Origin of the sequence: Methylobacterium sp. WL1, assembly GCF_008000895.1 — a bacterium.
Classification (GTDB): domain Bacteria; phylum Pseudomonadota; class Alphaproteobacteria; order Rhizobiales; family Beijerinckiaceae; genus Methylobacterium.
The window spans coordinates 656520-673319 of the sequence record NZ_CP042823.1 but is presented as its reverse complement, the minus strand read 5'-3'; the positions used below and the strand labels follow the sequence as shown (position 1 = coordinate 673319).

General features: G+C 66.6%; 20 protein-coding genes and 1 pseudogene. 14 read left to right on the top strand and 7 right to left on the bottom strand.

Going from position 1 to position 16800, the window contains the following annotated elements; all coding sequences use genetic code 11:
- The first annotated feature begins 160 nt into the window (after window positions 1-160).
- Together FVA80_RS03570 and FVA80_RS03565 are read left to right on the top strand one after the other, a co-directional pair.
- On the top strand, window positions 161-1300 hold the full coding sequence (locus FVA80_RS03570) for a helix-turn-helix domain-containing protein (RefSeq protein WP_147909366.1): 1140 nt from the start codon (window positions 161-163) through the stop codon (window positions 1298-1300).
- On the top strand, window positions 1297-1542 hold the full coding sequence (locus FVA80_RS03565) for a hypothetical protein (RefSeq protein WP_147909365.1): 246 nt from the start codon (window positions 1297-1299) through the stop codon (window positions 1540-1542). The genes FVA80_RS03570 and FVA80_RS03565 overlap by 4 nt, the downstream gene beginning before the upstream one ends.
- A 22-nt stretch (window positions 1543-1564) precedes the next feature.
- Here the strand turns inward: FVA80_RS03565 and FVA80_RS03560 are convergent, their stop codons facing one another.
- Window positions 1565-1819, bottom strand: a complete 255-nt coding sequence (locus tag FVA80_RS03560) for a hypothetical protein (protein ID WP_147909364.1) — start codon at window positions 1817-1819, stop codon at window positions 1565-1567.
- A gap of 405 nt (window positions 1820-2224) precedes the next feature.
- On the opposite strand from FVA80_RS03560, the gene FVA80_RS03555 reads away from it, so the two are divergent.
- Both FVA80_RS03555 and FVA80_RS03550 read left to right on the top strand, forming a co-directional pair.
- Window positions 2225-2500, top strand: coding sequence for a hypothetical protein (locus FVA80_RS03555; RefSeq protein WP_147909363.1), 276 nt, complete (start codon window positions 2225-2227; stop codon window positions 2498-2500).
- A gap of 105 nt (window positions 2501-2605) precedes the next feature.
- Complete coding sequence (locus FVA80_RS03550) at window positions 2606-2917, top strand: hypothetical protein (protein WP_147909362.1); 312 nt, start codon at window positions 2606-2608, stop codon at window positions 2915-2917.
- Here FVA80_RS03550 and FVA80_RS03545 read toward each other — a convergent pair.
- Window positions 2901-3788: an IS1 family transposase gene (locus FVA80_RS03545; RefSeq protein ID WP_147909361.1), complete on the bottom strand. Its 888-nt coding sequence runs from the start codon at window positions 3786-3788 to the stop codon at window positions 2901-2903. The genes FVA80_RS03550 and FVA80_RS03545 overlap by 17 nt on opposite strands.
- A gap of 105 nt (window positions 3789-3893) precedes the next feature.
- Here FVA80_RS03545 and FVA80_RS03540 point away from each other — a divergent pair, with 105 nt between their 5' ends.
- Both FVA80_RS03540 and FVA80_RS03535 read left to right on the top strand, forming a co-directional pair.
- A complete protein-coding gene (locus FVA80_RS03540) occupies window positions 3894-5018 on the top strand; it encodes an XRE family transcriptional regulator (RefSeq protein ID WP_147909360.1) in 1125 nt (374 codons plus the stop codon).
- Window positions 5019-5106: 88 nt separating this feature from the next.
- Window positions 5107-5514 (top strand): hypothetical protein, encoded by a 408-nt coding sequence (locus FVA80_RS03535; RefSeq protein WP_210249206.1) that lies wholly within the window; start codon window positions 5107-5109, stop codon window positions 5512-5514.
- Between the two features lie 197 nt (window positions 5515-5711).
- Here FVA80_RS03535 and FVA80_RS03525 read toward each other — a convergent pair whose 3' ends face one another.
- The 3 genes from FVA80_RS03525 to FVA80_RS03515 form a co-directional block, all read right to left on the bottom strand.
- Entirely contained in the window at window positions 5712-5927 is a 216-nt protein-coding gene (locus FVA80_RS03525) for a hypothetical protein (RefSeq protein WP_147909358.1), read from the bottom strand.
- Between the two features lie 114 nt (window positions 5928-6041).
- Entirely contained in the window at window positions 6042-6377 is a 336-nt protein-coding gene (locus FVA80_RS03520) for an acyl-CoA thioesterase (protein WP_246692491.1), read from the bottom strand.
- Between the two features lie 146 nt (window positions 6378-6523).
- A complete protein-coding gene (locus FVA80_RS03515) occupies window positions 6524-8290 on the bottom strand; it encodes a PQQ-binding-like beta-propeller repeat protein (protein WP_147909356.1) in 1767 nt (588 codons plus the stop codon).
- Between the two features lie 281 nt (window positions 8291-8571).
- Here FVA80_RS03515 and FVA80_RS30965 point away from each other — a divergent pair, with 281 nt between their 5' ends.
- Window positions 8572-8772 carry a hypothetical protein gene (locus tag FVA80_RS30965; protein ID WP_246692249.1) on the top strand — a complete coding sequence of 67 codons (201 nt, stop codon included), beginning with the start codon at window positions 8572-8574 and terminating at the stop codon, window positions 8770-8772.
- 115 nt (window positions 8773-8887) lie between these two features.
- Here the strand turns inward: FVA80_RS30965 and FVA80_RS03505 are convergent, their stop codons facing one another.
- The gene (locus tag FVA80_RS03505) at window positions 8888-9421 is read right to left on the bottom strand and encodes an ankyrin repeat domain-containing protein (protein WP_147909355.1); all 534 of its coding nucleotides are present in this window, start codon (window positions 9419-9421) and stop codon (window positions 8888-8890) included.
- A gap of 77 nt (window positions 9422-9498) precedes the next feature.
- Here FVA80_RS03505 and FVA80_RS30960 point away from each other — a divergent pair.
- From FVA80_RS30960 to FVA80_RS03495, 3 genes and pseudogenes are all read left to right on the top strand, one after another.
- Window positions 9499-9957, top strand: a pseudogene (locus FVA80_RS30960) (NAD(P)H-dependent oxidoreductase); the annotation flags it as partial.
- A 273-nt stretch (window positions 9958-10230) separates the two neighbouring features.
- On the top strand, window positions 10231-11112 hold the full coding sequence (locus FVA80_RS30955; protein ID WP_246692490.1) for a sigma-70 family RNA polymerase sigma factor: 882 nt from the start codon (window positions 10231-10233) through the stop codon (window positions 11110-11112).
- A 143-nt stretch (window positions 11113-11255) separates the two neighbouring features.
- Window positions 11256-11474, top strand: coding sequence for a hypothetical protein (locus FVA80_RS03495; RefSeq protein WP_147909354.1), 219 nt, complete (start codon window positions 11256-11258; stop codon window positions 11472-11474).
- Between the two features lie 11 nt (window positions 11475-11485).
- Here FVA80_RS03495 and uvrB read toward each other — a convergent pair whose 3' ends face one another.
- Window positions 11486-14245 carry an excinuclease ABC subunit UvrB gene (uvrB, locus tag FVA80_RS03490; RefSeq protein WP_147909353.1) on the bottom strand — a complete coding sequence of 920 codons (2760 nt, stop codon included), beginning with the start codon at window positions 14243-14245 and terminating at the stop codon, window positions 11486-11488.
- Between the two features lie 82 nt (window positions 14246-14327).
- Between uvrB and FVA80_RS03485 the strand changes: the two genes are divergently transcribed.
- The 4 genes from FVA80_RS03485 (at window position 14328) to FVA80_RS03470 (ending at window position 16765) form a co-directional block, all read left to right on the top strand.
- Entirely contained in the window at window positions 14328-14813 is a 486-nt protein-coding gene (locus FVA80_RS03485) for a VOC family protein (RefSeq protein ID WP_147909352.1), read from the top strand.
- Window positions 14814-14971: 158 nt separating this feature from the next.
- On the top strand, window positions 14972-15589 hold the full coding sequence (locus FVA80_RS03480; RefSeq protein WP_147909351.1) for a hypothetical protein: 618 nt from the start codon (window positions 14972-14974) through the stop codon (window positions 15587-15589).
- On the top strand, window positions 15576-15965 hold the full coding sequence (locus FVA80_RS03475) for a transcriptional regulator (protein ID WP_147857943.1): 390 nt from the start codon (window positions 15576-15578) through the stop codon (window positions 15963-15965). Before FVA80_RS03480 ends, FVA80_RS03475 begins: the two co-directional genes overlap by 14 nt.
- A 77-nt stretch (window positions 15966-16042) precedes the next feature.
- Entirely contained in the window at window positions 16043-16765 is a 723-nt protein-coding gene (locus tag FVA80_RS03470) for a di-trans,poly-cis-decaprenylcistransferase (protein ID WP_147957780.1), read from the top strand.
- Window positions 16766-16800: the final 35 nt, after the last annotated feature.

Sequence of the window (16800 nt, the reverse complement as noted above, 5' to 3'; positions counted from 1 at the left end):
TCAAACCTATGTTAGCGGAAAACGCAGTATTCCGTATGGTGGGGTACCATACCGATATACGGATGCACCTTCCATAACACGGGAGCCTAGGTTTACAGCTTGCGTTATCCATTCATGCGTGAGCCGAATGATCGGACGGCTCGACCGGCGGGAGCTTTGCATGACACAGATGGGCCAACAGCGTGCCATCCTGCTCGCCGAGAGCGACGCCGTGATCGGCATGGACCTGAGCGACGCCCTCGAGAGGTCCGGCTACCGCGTGCTCGGGCCGGCCAGGACCACGGCCGAGGCGCTGAGCCTGCTGGTGCAGCGGAAGCCCGACCTGGCGTTCGTCGACGGCGCGCTGAAGGACGGCAGCTTCATCGAGCTCGCGCACACCCTGCGCCGGCTCGACGTGCCGATCCTCGTCCAGCTGGAGGCGGGTCAGGACCAGCATCTGACGCCCGACCTCGCGGGCGTGCCCTGGCTCCTCAAGCCGGCCTTGTCCTTCGACGTCGTGGCCGCGCTCCGTGAGTTGATGGCGGCGTCGGTGCGTGCAAGAGCCGCCCCGGTGCCGCGCCTCCGGCCCGCCGGCACCGCGGGCAATCCGCTGATCCGCAAGCTGAGCGGCCTCACCACCCTGTCGGACGCGGACCGGGTCACGCTGGCGCGGATCAGCGCCGAGCCGCGCCGGGTCACCCCCGGCACCGACCTGGTGCGCGAGGGCGACCGCCCGGACGGCGTGTTCCTGGTGATGAACGGCGTGGCGGTCCGGCACAAGCTGCGGGTGAGCGGCGCCCGGCAGATCATGGCGTACCTGGTGCCGGGCGACCTGTGCGACCTCGACGTCGCCCTTCTGAGCGCGATGGACCATACCATCACGGCCCTGTCGGCCTGCGAGGTCGTGCGCCTGGCGCCCGAGACGGTGGCCGACCTCCTGGCGAACCATCCGCAGATCGCCCGGGGGCTGCGCAAGGCCCAGCTCGTGGACGAGGCCACCCTGCGCGAGTGGCTGGTCAACGTCGGCCGCCGTTCGGCCCTGGAGCGGCTGGCGCACCTGCTCTGCGAGCTGCTGCTGCGCCTGCGCGCGGTGGGTCTGGCGCCGGGCGACAGCTACGAACTTCCGGTCACCCAGATGGACCTCGCCGACACCGCCGGGCTCACGCCCGTGCACGTGAACCGCACCCTCGGGGAACTCCGGCGACAGGGGCTGATTGAACTGAGGACGAGACGGCTCAAGATCCTCGACCTGCCCCGCCTGCGGGCGCTGGCGGAGTTCCGGCCCAATTACCTGCATCTTGGAGACCAAGCTGCGGCATGAACCTACGCCTGCAACCCATCCAAGTCGCGACGGGCAGCTACGACACTGAGGGTCAGCTGGTCTTCGCTGATGGGTTCCTCGCGGCGGTGCTGGTGAAGCTCTCGGGCTTTCACCAGGACATGGCCGGGATGTGGTTCCTGGAGGCCGGCTTCGGCCGGGTCGACACCCCGAACCGGCCGACGTTCTCCGATCTCGACGAAGCGCAGGACTGGATCGAGCGGCAGCTGGAACGGGTGCGCTGACCCCGCCCGCCGCGACGCAGGATCAGGTCCGCGAGAAGGGGCCGTTCGACGGTTCGACCTGTTCCCGATCCCCGAGGACGCGCCGCGCGGAGGCGAGGATCTGGATCACGCTCCGGCTGTCGCATTCCTGCCGGGCCACCGCCTCCAGGTCCCGCAGGTAGGCGATCACCGGCTTCCGCGCGCGCGGCCCCTGCCGCAGGACGGGTTCGACCTTCGTGGTCACATGCACGGCCAGGCCGTCCCAGAAGTCCGGATCCTTCGAAGACCCTTCCGTCATCCAGCGTGCTCCGTACCGAAAGAGCGGCCCCGTTGACCATGGACCGAGGGGGCGAAAACCCATGATCGACGGGGCCGACCGGAGCGGATCCGGCGCGCCCGATCTGGCCCAGGAGCGCCGTCGCTGAAATCACCTGGGTTGCGTCACGCGTCCGGTGCGACAGTGCTGTCCATCCGGCGCGCCCGCCGGTAGTGGGTCAGTTTGAATTTCTTTCCAGATAGAGCCCTCAAGGAGCCTGTCATGCAACCGTATGTGACGTGTGGCCGCTTGTCGTCGGCTCTGGAACGCCATATTCACATTGCATGGAGATGGTGCGGGGTGATACCGCCCATCCAGCCCGGACGGCCTATCTAAGCGTTGCTAAGGTTGGCTACCTTTTTATAGCTGGTGGCTTGGGAGGAAGGCATGAGTTTTGACTTCGCTACCTTAGCTGCCGTCGTGGGGGGCGCGGCCTCTATCGTCGCTGTCAGCCGCTCGATCTTTGAGTTTTTACGTTTAAAACGCGATGCTCAATTTGTTCACTCGAAAGTCATTCGGGAGGACAAAGATCTTATTGAGCTTGTAATAAATGGAACGACAGTTACAATTGATATAAAGGATATTAATAAGGAAACCCCCGAGAAGATTGACAGGGCTATCAAAGAAATTAATGCTGCTCGTCATATTCCTAACGCTGCGTGAGGCGACGGATTTATCTTGTCAGCCTCAAACGGTAGAAGACCAGATACCACTTCGAGCGTAACTGGCGCAGGCGTTGGGACGCTTATATTGAGCTTGGCGTCTCTGATGCCTGACGATTATCATTTTTTAAAGAACTTGCTGACTTTCACGTCACCCGCCGCAGCGGTTGTGGTCAGCGTCATTAGCGTAATAGTTATTTCTGCCGTAAAAAGAAGAATTTTGAAATCTGAGATAAATAAATCTTTGGCGGAAGCTAGAAGGCTTCGCGACGACGCTAACAATTCGGCGTCTTCTACAGCAGCACATAAAAAGCAAGTTCAGCTGAATGTCGAAAAACTGGAAATGGCTCTTCTAGTTGTTCTGACAGAAGGCGTGGAAGAGGTGCGGGCTGGTTTAAGCGCTAACCTTCGGGCTTAATTCGCTTTTTATAGACGCCCCGCTTTCTGGGTTTTTCATCGGATGCTTCGACTAATTCGACGATATCGCTGATTTCCCACAGTCGATCAGTGACGCCCGCAGCCATCGCTGGGCTTACCCGCAGCTTCCCGTGCAGCCGCACGAAGTTGTAGTACATGAAGTGCAACGCCACGGCGTAAGCGTGGTTCTCCACCTTTTTTGAGAACGCATTGGTAAGCCGCGTGAACCGGCGCATGTGCATCCGCATCGTGAGGTTCTGACGCTCGACGAAAGACGTCGAGACGTGCGCCTCGTCGGGCTTGCCCTCAATGGAGGTCTTCTTGATCCCGGTGCATTCGGCCGGGCTGTAGCGGCCTTTGGTGCCATCCGGGACGGCGCCGTAGGACTTCACCAGCTGGGCGTAGTCCACATCGGCACCGAAAGCCCCCTCGACGGCCTCAAGGTAGGTGCGCAGGCCGTCTGACGTCAGCTGCACGCGGCCCTTCAGGCGGTTCGCCACGTCGAGCATAAAGCCGTTGGCGTACTCAGCATCGCGACCGCCGACGAGATAGGACAGCACGAGCTTGCTTTCGGCGTCGATCGCCGTCCACGTCCACACATCGCCAGCATCATCCGGCGCGGCCTTGGCCGTTGCCACATTCTTCTGCTTGCAGTGCGTGAAGGCCCAAATCTCGTCCACCTGCACGCGCTTGGCGGCGACGTTGCGGACGTGCTCGTCATGGTAGGCGGCGCACGCCTTACCGGCATCCACCAGCAGCTTCGCGACCGTATTCTTGCTCGCTCCCGTCAGCCGGGTCACAGCGCGGATCGACGTGCCTTCGCAGAGGAGGTGCAAGATGCGCGCGCGGTCCGAAGCGGAGAGCTTGTTCATATACCTTCTTATCGCGGTCGTCCCTAGACAGCAAGCATTATGAGTCAGTTTGCGATTATGCGCATGTTGGCATATCGTGCGCGAAGGCAAGGAGCGGACGCAGGAATGAACCACAAGACGCCGGGGCAGCTTATTGCTGCCCTTCTCACGAAAAGAGGCTGGACCCAACGCGTGCTCGCAATCGTCCTCAACATGGACGAAACGGGCGTAAACAAACTTGTCGGAGACAAAAGATCAGTCGATGCCGTTCTAGCTTTGGCTTTAGAAGAGGTATTTGAGGTCCCAGCAGAGGATTTCTTAGACCTTCAACGCAGCTTCGATCTTGCTAAGGCACGAATAACTTATCGACCTGATCCCGGACGTGCAACGCGTGCATTGCTTTATGGAGACCTACCTATTGCTGAAATGATAAAGCGGGGATGGATTGCTGCTGAGAGCGTGCGTGATATTCAGCAGGTAGAGTCGGAGTTGATGCGCTTCTTTGGGGCTAATCGGTTAGAGGATATCGAAATACTCCCTCACGCAGCTAAAAAGACAGCGGTTAGTTCCACCGCCACCCCTGCGCAGTTGGCTTGGCTATACCGCGTCAGACAGATAGCGGCCGACATGCTTGTAGCCCCATATTCCCAGCAGTCGCTCAAAACTTCGGTCAGCAAACTCCAAGCTCTGGTTCGCTCTGCCGAAGGCGTGGCAGATGTACCGCGCATATTAGCACAAAGTGGCGTGCGTTTCGTGCTGGTTGAGTCTCTGCCGAGCGCAAAAATAGACGGAGTCTGTTTCTGGTTAGGTGGAAAAACTCCAGTAATAGGCATGTCGTTGCGCTTCGATAGGATCGATAACTTCTGGTTCGTTCTTCGCCACGAGATTGAGCACGTTCTTCAGGGCCACGGAATGGTTTCTGCTATTATAGACTCTGAGCTAGAAAAAGATAAAGCTGGAACAGGTGAAGATTTAACTGATGAAGAGCGGGTCGCAAATACTGCGGCTCAGGAATTTTGCGTTCCCTCTGCAATGATGGACGCATTCATAGCGCGCAAAGCTCCGTTCTTCACGGAAAGAGATTTGATTGGATTTGCCAAAGTACTCAAAGTCCATCCTGGGCTTGTTGCAGGCCAACTCCAACGTAAAACTGGTCGTTATGACCGCTTCCGCAATCATCTTACTGCGGTTCGTGAGCTAATATCTCCCAATGCAATGAAAGATGGCTGGGGTGATGTTGCCCCTATCTAAAGAAAAGGTTTTTGAAATGAGCAAAAGACAAGAACGTCAGCGCCTAATCCGTCACTATAAAGAGACGACTGGATAAACCGAAGTCGACATGAAGAGGGTGGCTCTTTTTGCAAAAGAGCTAGGCTGGAATATGCCGACGCCGCCGTCCGCACTAGATTTGCTTGCGAAACAATTTGCGGATGATGCTCAAGCGGAGCGCAAACAAGACAAAGCGACTGACAGGCCGTATCGGGTTTATCACGCAATCCCAGCCAGCGGTCAGCTTAACCTCTTTGTATATGTTGACATTGATGAGGCCACCCGCAATCAAATGCTAAAGGCTTCAGTTATTCGCCGCGAGCAAATGATTAGCGATGGCTATAATGTCGAGCTTGATCTTGATCATTGGAATAATATCAACCCAGACGCGGAGCCTATCAGCTTGCCGATGGATTTAACACTAGATATCGCTATTCGAAAGGCTACTGACGGAGCTGACGACGAGGAAGCTGCTTGACTATGACTTCTTCCACCGTGCATCGGCTGCAACGCGCGCAATCTCCGCGCGTTGCTTAGGCGTAAGCGCACTAGCACGAGCGTTGCCACCCTTAACCGCGCTTTCCAAAGGTTGCTTGCTCTCAGTCTCCCCCGTGGCCATGTCCACGATGAACTTGGCGAGCTGGTTGGGATCGCGGGGGCGCTTGGTGGTGGTCATTAAGTCCAACCCTTCGACTTGGCTTCGTCGCGGTGAGGCTTCATGTTGGCCAAGGCACGGTTGCCTGCTTGAACGGCTTCGAAGCTGGTAGCGAACGCTGGTCCTGACGTCATCTGCAACACGCCATTCCGCTTAAGAACGAAGGCCCATGGGCGGGCGGCACCATCAATGCGCTTCGCCTCTACCGTCACGGATGCAAGATCGGACTCTTTCATCCGCCCATCATGCCATGCGCACCCGCTGTGACCAAGGCTGGGTCAAGCAGGCGATATTTCAAACTGACCCACTGCCCGCCCGCCGGCTCCGGTGGCGGGGTTGCCGGCACGGGCTTACTCCGCCGGCACCGGGCGCGGGCGGCGGTCGTCGCCGATCGCCACGAAGGTGAAGGTCGCCTCCGTGACCTTCATGGTGGTCTCGCTCGCCCGCTCCCGGCGCCAGACCTCGACCTGGATGCGCAGGGACGAGCGCCCGACCGTGATCAGCCACGCGTAGAGGCTGACCTCGTCGCCGACGAAGACCGGATGGTGGAAGGTGATCGCGTCGACCGCGATGGTGGCGCACCGCCCGCGCGAGCGCCGGGCCGCCACGTTGCCGGCCGCCAGATCCATCTGGGCCATCAGCCAGCCGCCGAAGATGTCGCCCGCCGGGTTGGTGTCGGCCGGCATCGCGATGGTGCGGATCACCGGCGCGCCGCGCTGGCTCGGCTGCGAAGCCGCGCCCGCCTGCGCACCGTCCTGGCTGCTTCCGTCCGCCATCGTCCCGCCGAGTCGCCGAGCTTGACCGGAAGCCTTCCAGTCAAGCTCGGCCGGCGTCAATCGGGCAGCGCGAAGACCAGCAGTGCGTCGCCGGTGCCGAACCCGGCCGCCTTGGTGAAGGACGCGCCGCCGGCCGCCACCGCGAGGTACTGCTTGCCGTCGAGCGCGTAGGTCATGGCCGGGCCGCTGATGCCCGCCCCGCACTGGAACCGCCAGAGCAGCGTGCCGTCGCGCGCATCGTGGGCTTCGAAGTGGCCATCCTCGGCGCCGGAGAAGACGAGGCCGCCCGCGGTGGCGAGCGTCCCCCCGGAGAGCCGGCTGTCGGACCGCAGGGTCCAGGCGATCTTGCCGCCGTCGGCGAGGTCCACGGCGGTCAGCGTGCTGAAGGACGGCTCGCCCTTCGCCTCGCTGGTCTCGGTGTAGCGGATCTCCGCCCGGTCGCCGGAGGCCGGCACGGTCTTGATCGTGTAGGTCGTGGCCCCATGGCGGACCTGCACGTAGGCGCGGCGGCCGTCATAGGCAGTGGGCGGCCACGACACGGCGCCGAGCGGCCCCGGCGCCACCACGGTGCCCTGCGGGGTCGGCGGCGCGAACAGGTTCTTCTGCTCGATCAGCGGGGCCGAGCGTTCGAGCAGCGTCCCCGTCGCGCGGTCGTGGACGTAGATCCACCCGGTCTTGCTGGCCGAGGCTACGGCCTTGGTGCCGTTCGGCCCGTCGAGCAGGAACGGTGGCGCGGCGACGTCGTAGCCCCATTCGTCGTGCGGCACCTGCTGCGAATACCAGCGCAGCTGTCCGGTGCGGACGTCGAGCGCCACGAGGCACATCGTGTAGAGGTTGTCCCCCGGGCGCGACAGGCCGAAATTCTGCGGCGCCGGGTTGCCGGTGCCGAGGAAGATCAGGCCGAGATCCGGGTCGTAGGCCGGGGTCATCCAGAGCGAGCCGCCGCCGACCCGCCAGGCGTCGCGGTTGGCCGGCGCCGCTTCCTTCTCGGCGGCGATGTCGCGCTGGAGCGGCACGCCGTCCACCGTCTGGGCGACGAAGCCGCCCTCCCAGCCCTCGGGCGGGGTGACGTACCAGCGCCAGCGCTCCGCGCCGGTCTTGGCATCGTAGGCCGCGAGCCAGCCGCGCCGTCCGTAGCCGCCCTCGATCCCGACCACGGCGCCGCCGTCGAGCCCGCCGGCCTCGTCCGCGATATGCAGGCCGTAGCCCGCCCCCGTGACCCCGACGATCACCAGCCCTTCGACCACCAGCGGCGGCATCTTGAACCCGAGCCGGCTCGAACCCTGCACCGGCTTGCCGCCGAGCTTGCCCGCGAGATCCGAGGCGGTCTCGCTCTCGCCCTCCTCCGGGCGCACCGCCTCCGTGTCCCACACCGCCCGGCCGGTCTTGGCGTCGAGCGCGATCAGCCGCCCGTCCATGGTCGCCTCGAACACGAGGCCGTCCGAGACCGCGACCCCGCGGTTGGAGGGGGGCCCGAAGATCTTTTCCGTGCGCGGCTTGTGCGTGTAGGTCCAGAGCGGCCGGCCGGTGCGGGCATCGAGCGCCGCGACGTTGTTCTGGGTCGTGGACGTGTAGAGCGCGCCGTCGACCATCACCGGCTGCGCCTGGAAATAGCCCGTCACCCCGGTCTGGAAGATCCAGGCCGGCCGCAGCCGCGCGACGCTGGCACGGTCGATCTGGGTGAGGTCGGAGAAGTTGCGGTTGCTGTGGTCGTGCCCGAAGGCCGGCCAGGGGGTCTCGGCGGCGCGGGCGGCGGCGGGCGCCACGATCAGCGCCGCGCAAGCAAGACGGAATCCCCTGTCGATCCGGATGGTGCGCGGCATGGCGTTTCGGCTCCCGAACGTCGTGTGCTCACCCGTTCCGACGGCAGGCGCGATTTGGCAAGGGATCGAGCCTGCCGGCTGTTGCTGTATCTTATGGGATACGAACCCTATCGCCGAGGTCTCCACCGCGGGAATATTCGACCGCTGGATCGATATCCTGCGCGACGATGCGGGCCGCGCCCAAATCCTGCGCCGGATCGTCCGCCTTGAGGACGGCACCCCGGGCCACGTTGCACGGGTTGGGGGTGGGGTCTCGCCCTCACGGCTTGAGAACGCCCCGTATGGCTGGTTCCGAGACCGCCACCCGGTCCTTCGACGTGGCGACGTCCCTGAGCGCGCCCGCTGACGCCGCCGCCTACCTGTCCGCTGCCCGCGCGGAGAACGATTCCGGGGCTTTCCGGCGGCCCCTGGATGACGTGGTGCGTGCACGGGGCATGGCGGCCGTCCCAGAACCGAGCGGGCTCGGCCGCGAGAGCCAGTAGAAGGCGCTGTCGCAAACCGGAAATCCAAGCCTCGATACGGTTGAGCGCGTCGTCTCGGCCCTGGGTCTGACGCTTGCCGTCGTCCCGGCGGCTCCCGCCGACGATCCCTGATCCCTCACCCCGTCTTCCGTGCCGCCGCGTCGAGCTGGCCCGGGGTCGCCTGGGCGCCCATGGCCCGGGCCATGTCGGCGGCGCTCTGGCCGGCGGCATCGCGAAAGTCCGGGTCGGCGCCGTGCTCCAGCAGCAGCGCCACCATCTCGGTGCGGTCGAACATCGCCGCGGTCATCAGGGCGGTGCGGCTGCCGGTGCCGGTGCCGTTCACCGCGGCGCCGTGCTGGAGCAGCAGTCGGGTGACGGCGAGGTCGTTCTTGAACGCGGCGCCGGCCAGAGGCGTCTGGCCGCGATCGTTGGCGAGTTCCGGGTCGCCGCCGGCCTCCAGGATCACCCGGGTGGCGTCCGCCTGGCCGTTATAGGCCGCGAGCATCAGCAGGCTGTCGCCCTTGTCGTTGCGCAGGTTCGCCGGGAGCCCCTGCCCGAACAGCTCCGCCAGCTCGTCGGCGTGGCCCATCCGGGCGAACTGGAAGACCCGGCCCGCGAAAGCCAGGGTCGCGTCGTCGAGGGGCGGGGGCGTGTTCGTCTCGGAGGTCATCGTCGTTCGCCTGCTTCAACGAGGGTCGATCTGGGACGGGACCGTGCCCCTGTCCAGCGCCGGCCGAAACGCGCTTCATGAAAGGGTCGTTGCCGGACTCTCGCGCATGTCACACCGGGCGGGGCTTCCTTGTCATGTCATCCGGGACGGGACTGACAGGGGGGATCATGGTCGACATTCGCGTGACGGAGCGTCGTGAGGATCCGGCGGCGGCCGCCGGATCCATGCGGATCGCCATCGTATTCCACTCGGGCTACGGCCACACGGCCCGCCAGGCCGAGGCTGTGGCACAGGGGGTGAGGCTCGTCGAAGGTGCCGACGCCCTGATTTTGCCCGTCGCAGACGTGGAGCGGTCCTGGGCCGTGCTGGAGGCCGCCCCAGCCATCATCTTCGGCACCCCGACGTATGTGGCCGGGCCGTCCGCGGCGTTCAAAACGTTCCAGGAATCGACCTCGAACCGGGTGATGGCCAAGGGTTATCCGTGGAAGGGCAAGATCGCCGCCGGGTTCACAAATTCCGGTGCGATGGCCGGCGATAAGCTCGCCACGCTGATCCAGCTGGCCCTGTTCGCGGCGCAGCACGGCATGCACTGGGTCAGCCTGGACCTCCCGCCCGCGAACTGTTCGACCACGGGCTCGGAGCAGGATCTGAATCGGCTCGGCTACTGGCTCGGCGCGGCGGCGCAGTCGAACACGGACGCGGGTCCCGACCGCGCCTCCGGAGGCCGATCTGGCGACCGCGCGCCATCTCGGCCGACGCGTCGCGCAGGTCACGCGCCAGTTCGTGCGCGGCCTGGAGGCGCCGGGTCTGTGATCGCGCCGTGCAACGGGGCCGCCGCCCCCGAACCGAGCTTCCAGGAATCCCGCCCGGGCCTGGTCCGGCTTGCTTACCGCATGCTGGGTTCGATGGCCGACGCGGAGGACGTGGTTCAGGATGCCTATGCACGCTGGCTGGCCGCCGATCGGGACACGGTACGGGAGCCGGCTGCGTTTTTGCGGATCGTGGTCACGCGGCTCTGCCTCAATCACTTGAAATCGGCCCGCCGCCGGCGGGAGCCCTATATCGGACCCTGGCTGCCGGAGCCGATCTTCGATCCCGATGCGGGCGACGATCTCGACGACATCACCCTGCCGCTGATGATGGCGCTGGAGCGCCTGTCGCCGCTGGAGCGGGCGGCGTTCCTGCTGCACGACGTGTTCGGGATGGCGTTCCCGGAGGTGGCCCGGGCGATCGGACGGGAAGAGGCGGCGTGCCGCAAGCTCACCAGCCGCGCCCGGACGCATCTCCGGGAAGCGCGGCCACGCTTCACTGTCGACCGGGAGGAGGGCCTCAAGATCGCCGCCGCGTTCTTCGCCGCTTCGCGCAGCGGCGATATGGGTGCGCTGCGCACCCTCCTGGCCGACGACGTGGTCGCCACAGCCGATGGCGGCGGCAAGGTCCCCGCGTCGCCGGAACCGCTGATCGGGCGGGACGCCGTGCTCGTCCGTCACGAGGCCATGGCCCGCGACTTCGGCCGGAATCCATCCCGGCTCGTGCGCTATGCCGTCATCGACGGGCTGCCGGGTTTCGTGACCGTCGAGACGCCCGGCCTCATTCAGACGACGGCCCTGCAGGTCCGCCAGGGCCTCGTCGCCGCCATCTACGTGGTGCGGAATCCGGACAAGACCCTGCGGGTTTCCCGGGACGCGTGAGTGGACCGCGCTGCAAGGGGCGTGAAGCCCTGGTCTGGCCCGGCATGCGAAGACGCCCAGCACCAGGCGGGAACGTTTTCCCCCGGATGCTCGTTGCAGCCGCCACCCGGGCCGTGACGGCCCGATCCGTCGCCGGAGCGAGCATGCCGCGCCCCTATGAGCCCTTCGCCGATGCGTTGCGCATCGCCCGCGACATCGTCCGCGACCGGGTCGGCGCGGTGACGCGGGCGGCCGTGCAGGCGGATCCCCACGCCTACGACGAGGCCTGCGACGCCCTCGCGCTCCGGATCGCCGAGGCGCTGGTCGACGAGGGCGAGGCGGTGGCGAGCCGCTATGCCGGCCGGGACGACCGGGCCGCCTGAAACCGGCGCGGTCAGCCGCGCTTGCGGCCGCCCCCGCCCTTGTATTTCGGCTTCTGGCCGCCGAGCCCCTGCGTGGAGCGCGGCTTGGGCCGCTCCTGCCAGGCCACCGCCCCCGCCGGCATCTCGCGGTCGGTGCCCGGGCCCATGTTGTCGAGTTCCGGCTTCGAGATCCGGGTCGCCCCGGCGCCGCGCGGCGCCTTGCGGCCGTACTTGCCGGCCTCGCGCTCGACGTCGCCCTGCCGGGCCATCGGGTCGTCCGAGACCAGCAGCTCCGTCGCCTGGAGACGCTTGAGCTCGTCGCGCAGGCGCGCGGCCTCCTCGAAGTCGAGATCGGCGGCGGCCGTCCGCATCCGCTTCTCCAGGTCGGCCAGCACCGCCTTGAGGTTGTGGCCCACCGTGATCGCGTCCTTGGCCAGGCCGGTATCGACCTGGACGTGGTCGCGCTCGTAGACGCTGTTGAGGATGTCGCTGATCCCGCGCTTCACGCTCTGGGGCGTGATGCCGTGCTCCTCGTTGTAGGCGAGCTGCTTGGTCCGCCGCCGCTCGGTCTCGGCCATCGCCCGCTCCATCGAGCCGGTGATGGAATCGGCGTACAGGATGCAGCGCGCGTCGGCGTTCCGGGCGGCCCGGCCGATGGTCTGGACCAGGGAGGTCTCCGAGCGCAGGAAGCCCTCCTTGTCGGCGTCCAGGATGGCGACCAGGGCGCATTCCGGGATGTCGAGGCCCTCGCGCAGCAGGTTGATGCCGATCAGGACGTCGAAGGCGCCGAGCCGCAAATCGCGAATAATCTCGATCCGCTCCAGGGTGTCGATGTCGGAGTGCATGTAGCGCACCCGCACGCCGTTCTCGTGGAGGTACTCGGTCAGGTCCTCGGACATGCGCTTGGTCAGCGTGGTCACGAGGGTCCGGTAGCCGGCCAGCGCGACCGCCTTGACCTCGCCCAGCAGGTCGTCGACCTGCGCGCGCGCCGGGCGGATCTCGATCACCGGATCGACCAGGCCGGTGGGGCGGATCACCTGCTCGGCGAAGACGCCGCCGGTGCGCTCCATCTCCCACTTGCCGGGGGTGGCCGAGACGTGGACCGTCTGGGGCCGCATCGCGTCCCATTCCTCGAAGCGCAGCGGCCGGTTGTCCAGGCAGGACGGCAGGCGGAAGCCGTACTCCGCCAGGGTCGCCTTGCGGCGGAAGTCGCCCCGGTACATGCCGCCGATCTGCGGCACGGTGACGTGGCTCTCGTCCGTGAACACCAGGGCGTTGTCGGGCAGGTACTCGAACAGGGTCGGCGGCGGCTCGCCGGGCCGGCGGCCGGTGAGGTAGCGGGAATAGTTCTCGATGCCGTTGCAGGCGCCGGTGGCCTCGATCATCTCGATGTCGAAGGTGCAGCGCTGGTCGATGCGCTGGGCCTCGATCAGCCGGCCCATCTTGGTCAATTCCTCGATCCGGCCGTTCAGCTCGTTCTTGATGCCCTTGATCGCCTGCTGCAGCGTCGGCCGCGGCGTGACGTAGTGGGAGTTGGCGTAGACCTTCACGAATTTCAGCTCGGCGATCTTCTTGCCGGTGAGCGGGTCGAACTCGACGATCGACTCGATCTCGTCGCCGAACATGCCGATCCGCCAGCCGCGATCTTCCAGGTGGGCCGGCCACAGCTCGATGGAATCGCCCCGCACCCGGAAGGTGCCGCGGGCGAAATCCGCCTGGATCCGCTTGTACTGGAGGGCCACGAGGTCGGCTACGAGCTGGCGCTGCTCGATCTTCTCGCCCAGCGTCACGGTGAACGACATCGCCGTGTAGGTCTCGACCGAGCCGATGCCGTAGATGCACGACACCGAGGCGACGATGATGACGTCGTCCCGTTCCAGCAGGGCGCGGGTGGCCGAATGGCGCATCCGGTCGATCTGCTCGTTGATCGACGATTCCTTCTCGATGAACGTGTCGGAGCGCGGGACATACGCTTCGGGTTGGTAGTAGTCGTAATAGGAGACGAAATACTCGACGGCGTTGTCCGGGAAGAACGACTTGAACTCGCCGTAGAGCTGCGCCGCCAGGGTCTTGTTCGGGGCGAGGATCAGCGCCGGGCGCTGGGTCTGCTCGATGATCTTGGCCATCGTGAAGGTCTTGCCCGACCCGGTGACGCCCAGCAGCACCTGGTCGCGCTCGTGCGCCTGCACGCCGTTCACCAATTCGGCGATGGCGGTGGGCTGGTCGCCCGCCGGCTCGAACTCGGATTTCAGCGTGAACCGGAGGCCGCCCTCGGATTTCTGCGGCCGGTCCGGCCGGTGCGGCACCCAGGTCTGGCCGTCCTTGAACAGCGGGTTGCCCTCGATGAGCAGCCGCTCCAGCGCCGTCACGGTCGCGGAGGCGCCGCCGTCGCCGCCCGGATCCGGCAGCTCTGCGCCCGCGGGCACGGGCCCGTCCTCGGGCGGGGTCAGCCCCAGGGCCTGGGCGAGGCGCGGATCGACCTCGGCCGCGTCGCCGAGCGCGTAGCCGGCCTGGGGCGCCTCGGCGAAGCCGTCGCGGGCGATCTCGACCTTGCGGGTGGCCGCCTTGCCGATCGGCTCCTTGGCGGGCCGTCCCTTGGGCTTGCCCGGACGCGGCTTCTCCGGCTCCGGCGCGATCGGCGGCGGCCGGTTGCGGTTCAGCGCCGGGTTCAGCAACTCCGCCAGATAGGTGTCGAGCGGCTTCAGCTCGGGCTTCGATGCCTTGGCCGACGAGGCCGAGACGGATACGGCGTGCGGCTTCTTCGGAGCGGGCGTGTTCTTCGGAGCAGGCATGGCACCAATATGGGCCCCGCACGCGCCGCGAGAAACCCTCGGGGCTGCGGAGTTTTCACGCTTTCCCGGATGAGGCTCGCCGATGACCGCACCGATCCATCCCGAGACCCGCATCGGGCACGTCCACCTCAAGGTGGCCGACCTGGACCGGGCGCTCGGGTTCTATTGCGGGATCCTCGGCCTGGGTTTGACCCAGCGCTTCGGCACGCGTGCCGCCTTCGTCGCGGCCGGGGGCTACCACCACCATATCGGGCTCAACACCTGGGAGAGCCTCGGCGGGCTGCCGCCCGCGCCGGGGACCACCGGCCTGTACCATCTCGCCCTGCTCTACCCGAGCCGGGCCGCCCTGGCGGATGCCCTGCGCCGGGTCGAGGCGGCCGGCATCCCCCTGGACGGCGCCAGCGACCACGGCGTCAGCGAGGCCCTGTACCTGCGCGACCCGGACGGGAACGGCGTCGAGCTCTACCGGGACCGGCCGGAGGCGGAGTGGCCCCGCGCTCCGGACGGCGCCCTGCGGATGGTCACGGCCCCGCTCGATCTCGACGCACTTCGCCGCGAAGATGGATAATTACAACTCTTAGGTAGAATTCACCGTGCTTTGGCCTGGACCGGACCGGTCGATGCTGAGAAAATTCGGTCCCATCACCCGGTGAATTGGCTTGCGGCGACCGGAGCCCGTCGGTACTTTGCGGCGCAAAGCATGATGCAGGGCGGGGGCTGAAGCTCATGCAGGACCTGGACAAGGCGCTGGCCGACATCGTGGCGATCCGGTCGCAGATCGCCCGCGATACGGCCTTCCGCGGCCTGGGCGCCGCCACCGTGGCAGGCACCGGCGGCCTGTCGCTCGCCTGCGCGGTGGGCCAGGCCCTGTGGCTCGGCGATCCGTCGGCCCGGCCGGCCCTGTTCTTCGGCCTGTGGATCGGCGCCGCCCTGGTGGCGTTCGCGCTGATCGGGGTCGAGGCGGTCCGGCGCAGCCGCCGGCTCCATTCCGGCTTGGCCGACGCGATGGTGTGGAACGCCATCGAGGTGTTCATGCCGGCCGCCGGCACCGGGGCGTGCCTCGCCCTGGTGATCGCCCGCTTCGCTCCGGAAGAGGTCTGGATGCTGCCCGGCCTGTGGCAGGTGTTGGTCGGGCTCGGCCTGTTCGCCTCGGCGCGGATCCTGCCCCGGGCGGTCCAGGGGGTCGGCGCCTGGTACCTGCTCACCGGCCTCGCCGCGCTGGCGTTCGCGGCCGAGACCCGCACCCTGTCGCCCTGGACCATGGGGCTCCCCTTCGTGGTCGGCCAGATCTGGCTGGCCGGCCTCATCCATCGCGGCGCCCGGGCCTTCGATGATGACCTCTGACCGCGACGACGGACGGTTCTCCTACGAGGGGCTGGACCGGATCATCCACGAGCGGGCGCGGCTCAGCGTGCTCACCTCCCTGGTGGCCCATCCCAAGGGCTTGCCGTTCCCCGACCTCAAGCGCCTATGCGGGCTGACCGACGGCAACCTGAGCCGCCACCTGGCCGTGCTCAGCGAGGCCGACCTGGTGAGCCTCGAAAAGGGGTTTTCGCTCAACCGGACGCAGACGGTGTGCCGGATGACGCCGACCGGGCGCCGGCGCTTCATCTTCTATCTCGGCGTGCTCGAGCAGGTGGTGCGCGACGCGGCGGCGGCGGCCGAGCGAAGTCCGGATGGCGGGGTGCGCGGCCTCGATCCGGCCACGAAACCGGCCTGAGAACGCCGGATCGCGCAGAGACTGTCAACGCAAACCGAATAAACCTCAGCGATACGCCCATGCCGGGAGACTTTACGATGCAAAGCGAAGCGGGGCCGGGGGGGCTGCACGCCGCGATCATCATGGACGGCAACGGGCGCTGGGCGACGCAGCGCGGCCTGCCGCGTCTGGCCGGCCACCATCGCGGCGTCGAGGCGATCCGGCGCACCGCCGAGGCCTGCCCGGATCTCGGCATCGGCACGCTCACGCTCTACGCCTTCTCGGCCGACAACTGGCAGCGCCCCGACGACGAGGTCGGCGGCCTGATGCGGCTGCTGCGCTCCTACCTGCGCAACGAGACCCAGCGGCTCGCCCGCACCGGCACCCGGCTCAGCGTCGTGGGCCGGCGCGACCGCCCTGCCCTGGGCATCCCGGAGGCGATCGCGGCCGCCGAGGCGGCCACGGCGGCCGGCACCCGCCTGCACCTGCGGATCTGCGTCGACTATTCCGCGCGGGACGCCATCATCGCGGCGGCGCAGGCGCTCCAGGGCGGCGACGCCTCCCGCGAGAGTTTCGGCGCGCTGGTGGCCGGGCAGATGCACGGCTCGCCGGTGGACGTGGACCTCGTGATCCGCACCGGCGGCGAGCAGCGCCTGTCGGATTTCCTGCTGTGGGAGGCGGCCTATGCCGAACTCCACTTCACCGATCGGATGTGGCCCGATTTCGGCCCCGACGACCTCGCCGCGGCGACGGCCGACTTCGCCCGCCGGGACCGCCGCTTCGGCGGCCTGAAGGCGCCGGCGGTCCCGGCGGCGGCCTGACCCCCGGCCCGCTTGACGGGCGCGCCGGCTCAGGC